Here is a 3,618-nt window from a genome sequence, read left to right on the forward strand (position 1 = left end):
CGTCCAATCTCCGCCAAGCATGCTCAAGCTTCACGATTTTTGCAACAGAGCCCTCCCGGAAGCTCTGGGGGGAGTTTCGATGACTGAGCGGGTGGCCGAACAAGTGCGGCGACTGCTGCACGAGCAGCCGGAGCTTGAAGTCGTGTTCACCGATGCGCTCACCGCCGACAGTTACCTCCACAGTGGGCGCAGCGGCCGCCCAGTGCTGTTCCTGCACACGGCGCACCGCCAGCTCGTTGACGAGCTGCGCGGCCGCGGTGATGACCCCGGCCGACCGCACTAGTCCAATGGGCGGGAGGCGTTGCGCAGCTCGTCGACGACTTCGCGATGCTGTGGGTGTACGAACAGGATGAGGGCCTGGCCGTGCGTGCTCAGAAGATGACTGTCGACGGTGATTGCGTCCACGAATCGGATGTCGACGGCAGGATCTTCCAGGAGGGCGCGGCGAATTGCCGCGAGGGTGCGAGCGACGGTCATGGCCGTGTCGGCAGGCTAGTGGGCCGCGCCGAGTTCGACGAGGAGGACGCCGCCGATGATGAGGGCGATGCCGAGCGCCATGACCCAGGTGAAGGGCTCTTTGAACAGGAACTTGCTGGCCACTGCGGTGAGGGCGACGCCGGAGGCGGCCCAGATGCCGTAGGCAACACCGATGCCGAGCCCGAGGGCAAGGACTTGGGTGAGGAAGAAGAACGCGCCGAGGTAGCCCACGACGACGGCGATGTAGAACAGTTTCCGTCCGCCGGTTGCCAGGCGCAGGGAGAGCGCCGCGCCGACTTCGAGGACGATCGCGAGGATGAGGAAGAGCCAGACCATCAGATGCTCGCCTCCCTCTTGCGCTGCGCCGCTTGCGATCCGAGTTCGACGGTGAGAACACCGCCGATGATCAACGCCAGGCCGAGGATCATCACGCCGGTCAAGGGCTGTCCGAACAGAAGTGCCGCCAGCACCGCCGTCAGGGCGACGCCCATCGCGCCCCAGATCCCGTACGCAACCCCGAGGGCCATCCCCTCGCGTAGAACGAGCGCGAGAAGCGTGAACGCGCCGACGTAGCCGATCGCGACGAGGATGTACCAGGCGGGGTGGTCCTGGCCGGCTTGGAGGGCGAGGGAGCCGGCGACTTCACTGATGATCGCGCCGGCAAGCAGGAGCCATTTCTTCATAGTCAGTCCTTCACGAGGTTGTGGGCGAAGGCGCGGAGCTGCGCCAGGTCGCCGGGGGTAGGAGGGGAGACGTTGGCGGCTTCGGCAAGCCACCCGCCGTCGGCCAGGAGGCGGGCGGCGAGCAACCGGGTGCGTTCGTCCGGGGCGACGTCATCGGGCACGACGAGCCAGGGCGCGAGACGTTCGGCCCAGCGCTGCGTGAGCGAGCGGCGCAGCTTCGGATCACTCATCGCCACCAGGTCGGTTTCATCGAAACCCCCGGACAGTGACCAGTCGACATACGCGCCGATGCGCGCGGCCGGCGCCGCGCCCTCCGGCGACGACCCGAGGCGTGCGACCAGCGCCTCTTCCCAGCGGTCCAAAACGGAGTCCACCAGGGCGAGCATGAGGGCTTCCTTCGTGGGGAAGTGATACATCACCCCCGGCTTGGTCAGCCCCACACTTCGGGCCACGGAATCCAGAGACACCGCCCGCCCCTCGTCGAGCTGAGAGAAGGCGGCCGCCAGGATCGCGGGGCGAGGATCGGTGCGCATGAGTGTAGGTTACCATTCGGAAGGTAACCAGGCCATCCAGCAGATTGCCGGCGCATAGGTTCATCACCGCGAGCCGAGTAGGCCGAAAACGATCGTTTTCGGGCAGCCGTGCCGGACGGCCCGCCGAGGCAGCGACACGCCGTTATCTGACCGACCGAAACCTATGACCGAAACCAACCCCGACCCGAAACCCGACCTATACCGTTTGCGGGCAGGCCGGTAAAATCAGGAGTACACCAGGAGGTGCAGCATTATGTCGCAACCATCATTTGACGTAGAGGCCCGCTGGCCCGAGCTGTTCGACCAGCTCGACGCTGACCAGCGCCGAGCCGTTGTGCGCTCGCTCGCGGCAGGCTGGCATGAGGGATGGGAGCCGAACCGCGAAGACGTGGCCGACCTCATCGACTACACGCGCGGCGCGCTGACGTTCGAGGACTACGAGGCGCGCACCGCCGCTAAGGCGGCGCGCATCGCCGGAGCGGCCGCTACGCTCTGATGCCGCACCAGTTCGATTCGTGGGAGTCATACTTTTACCCGGAGACGTACAACGCGCAGACCCGCAATGGCGTGCTGCGCAACATACCGGACATTCGAGACGCCGCAGCGCTGCGCACCTACGACTACCGCATGTCGTTTGCGCGCCGCATCGAGCTTGAGTTGCGCCCGGAGCTTGTGACTCGCACGTTCGACGGCGAGCACATGAAGCAGATTCACGGCCACCTCTTCGGCTCGACCTTTGAATGGGCTGGTCAGTACCGAACGGTGAACATGGCGAAGGGCGGCGGAGCCGCTTTCGCTGATGCTCACAACGGCGCGATAGACGCCTACTTAGACAACGTGCGCGTGATGGTCGAGCGCACCGATTGGGCGCAGCTCAGCCACGCCGAGTTCTCGGAGCGCGCCGCCGAAATCTTCGCCTGGACAAACCAGAGTCATCCGTTCAGAGAGGGCAACGGACGCACTACCAAGGTGTTCATGGAGCACGTTGCGGAGCGCTCACCGTACACGCTTGAGTTCGAGCGCGTGCCCGAGGAAGTTTGGAATATGGCATCGGCCGCGACGCGGCCGCCGCTGGGGGAGTACCTACCCAACCATGTTCCGATGGTGCCCGTGTTCGAGCACGCGGCCGTGCCGCGGTCGAACGTGCTGATGCACGAGGGCGGCCGCGTCACAGGCGACGCAGCGCCCGAGAAGCCGATGACGCTTGGAGAGCGCATCGAGCGCAAGGTGAACGAGCTGCGCGAGGCTCGGCCGAGCAAGCCGAAGCACGCAGCAGATCGCGGCCGGGATATGCCCGAGCTGGGCGACGGATCGAAGCCGAAGCCGCCCGAGCGTGGCCCGAGCTTAGGACGATAGCCGTGAGGCTCGGATATACCCGTGTCAGCACCCGCGAGCAGAATGCAGACTCGCAGATCGCCCGCCTCGAACAGGCAGGGTGCGAACGAATTTTCGTTGACGTTGGCTATTCAAGTCGCGTTGAGGATCGACCCGATTGGATCGAGTGCCGGAAGATTCAGCGCCCCGGTGATGAGCTGGTGATTCCCTCGCTCGACCGCGTGGCAGGCACTGACAGCATCGCTATCTCGGTTATCCGTGACCACGCAGCGCGTGGCGTGAAGCTGCGCAGCCTCGATGAACCGTGGATGGACATAGACCCGTCAACAGCGATGGGTGAAGCCATGCTCAAGATCATGGCGACGCTCGCGCAGCTTCGCGTCGATATGATCCGTGAGAACACCCGCAGAGGCGTCGAGCACGCGCGCTCCCAGGGTCGCGTCGGCGGCCGCCCGACCGTCATGACACCCGAGCGCATCGCAATGGCGAAGACCATGCGGGAGGCTGACCCGCCGATGAGCTACGAGCAAATCGCGGGCTCTGTTGCAAAGATTGGCGGCAGTCAGAGGTAGGCTGTCGCTCTGCGCCGA

Annotated in this window: 8 protein-coding genes; 4 read left to right on the top strand and 4 right to left on the bottom strand. The window is 65.2% G+C overall.

Annotation, left to right across the window (positions count from 1 at the left end; genetic code table 11):
• Positions 1-79 precede the first annotated feature (79 nt).
• Positions 80-283: a hypothetical protein gene (locus tag Q0X61_RS12845; RefSeq protein WP_005053843.1), complete on the top strand. Its 204-nt coding sequence runs from the start codon at positions 80-82 to the stop codon at positions 281-283.
• On the opposite strand, the gene Q0X61_RS12850 is transcribed toward Q0X61_RS12845, so the two are convergent.
• The 4 genes from Q0X61_RS12850 to Q0X61_RS12865 are packed head-to-tail and all read right to left on the bottom strand — an operon-like array spanning position 280 to position 1,693.
• Positions 280-477, bottom strand: a complete 198-nt coding sequence (locus tag Q0X61_RS12850) for a hypothetical protein (protein ID WP_005053846.1) — start codon at positions 475-477, stop codon at positions 280-282. The two genes, Q0X61_RS12845 and Q0X61_RS12850, sit on opposite strands and share 4 nt — an antisense overlap.
• Positions 478-492: 15 nt before the next feature.
• Entirely contained in the window at positions 493-813 is a 321-nt protein-coding gene (locus tag Q0X61_RS12855; RefSeq protein WP_019160223.1) for a multidrug efflux SMR transporter, read from the bottom strand.
• Positions 813-1,160 (bottom strand): multidrug efflux SMR transporter, encoded by a 348-nt coding sequence (locus tag Q0X61_RS12860; protein ID WP_005053852.1) that lies wholly within the window; start codon positions 1,158-1,160, stop codon positions 813-815. Before Q0X61_RS12860 ends, Q0X61_RS12855 begins: the two co-directional genes overlap by 1 nt.
• A 2-nt stretch (positions 1,161-1,162) precedes the next feature.
• On the bottom strand, positions 1,163-1,693 hold the full coding sequence (locus Q0X61_RS12865) for a TetR/AcrR family transcriptional regulator (RefSeq protein WP_019174037.1): 531 nt from the start codon (positions 1,691-1,693) through the stop codon (positions 1,163-1,165).
• 253 nt (positions 1,694-1,946) lie between these two features.
• Here Q0X61_RS12865 and Q0X61_RS12870 point away from each other — a divergent pair, with 253 nt between their 5' ends.
• Genes Q0X61_RS12870 through Q0X61_RS12880 form a run of 3 tightly spaced genes read left to right on the top strand, consistent with a single transcriptional unit; the run spans position 1,947 to position 3,600 of the window.
• Positions 1,947-2,189 (top strand): antitoxin VbhA family protein, encoded by a 243-nt coding sequence (locus Q0X61_RS12870; RefSeq protein WP_019174038.1) that lies wholly within the window; start codon positions 1,947-1,949, stop codon positions 2,187-2,189.
• Positions 2,189-3,049, top strand: a complete 861-nt coding sequence (locus tag Q0X61_RS12875) for a Fic family protein (RefSeq protein WP_070424185.1) — start codon at positions 2,189-2,191, stop codon at positions 3,047-3,049. Before Q0X61_RS12870 ends, Q0X61_RS12875 begins: the two co-directional genes overlap by 1 nt.
• A gap of 2 nt (positions 3,050-3,051) precedes the next feature.
• Positions 3,052-3,600 (top strand): recombinase family protein, encoded by a 549-nt coding sequence (locus Q0X61_RS12880; protein WP_070758718.1) that lies wholly within the window; start codon positions 3,052-3,054, stop codon positions 3,598-3,600.
• Positions 3,601-3,618 lie beyond the last annotated feature (18 nt).

Origin of the sequence: uncultured Tessaracoccus sp., from assembly GCF_947255005.1 — a bacterium.
Taxonomy (GTDB): Bacteria; Actinomycetota; Actinomycetes; order Propionibacteriales; family Propionibacteriaceae; genus Arachnia.

What these genes read in the sequence shown, in the direction of transcription:
- Q0X61_RS12845 (WP_005053843.1), top strand. Translation starts at nt 80, where the DNA reads ATGACTGAGCGGGTGGCCGAACAAGTGCGGCGACTGCTGCACGAGCAG.
- Q0X61_RS12850 (WP_005053846.1), bottom strand. Translation starts at nt 477, where the DNA reads ATGACCGTCGCTCGCACCCTCGCGGCAATTCGCCGCGCCCTCCTGGAA.
- Q0X61_RS12855 (WP_019160223.1), bottom strand. Translation starts at nt 813, where the DNA reads ATGGTCTGGCTCTTCCTCATCCTCGCGATCGTCCTCGAAGTCGGCGCG.
- Q0X61_RS12860 (WP_005053852.1), bottom strand. Translation starts at nt 1,160, where the DNA reads ATGAAGAAATGGCTCCTGCTTGCCGGCGCGATCATCAGTGAAGTCGCC.
- Q0X61_RS12865 (WP_019174037.1), bottom strand. Translation starts at nt 1,693, where the DNA reads ATGCGCACCGATCCTCGCCCCGCGATCCTGGCGGCCGCCTTCTCTCAG.
- Q0X61_RS12870 (WP_019174038.1), top strand. Translation starts at nt 1,947, where the DNA reads ATGTCGCAACCATCATTTGACGTAGAGGCCCGCTGGCCCGAGCTGTTC.
- Q0X61_RS12875 (WP_070424185.1), top strand. Translation starts at nt 2,189, where the DNA reads ATGCCGCACCAGTTCGATTCGTGGGAGTCATACTTTTACCCGGAGACG.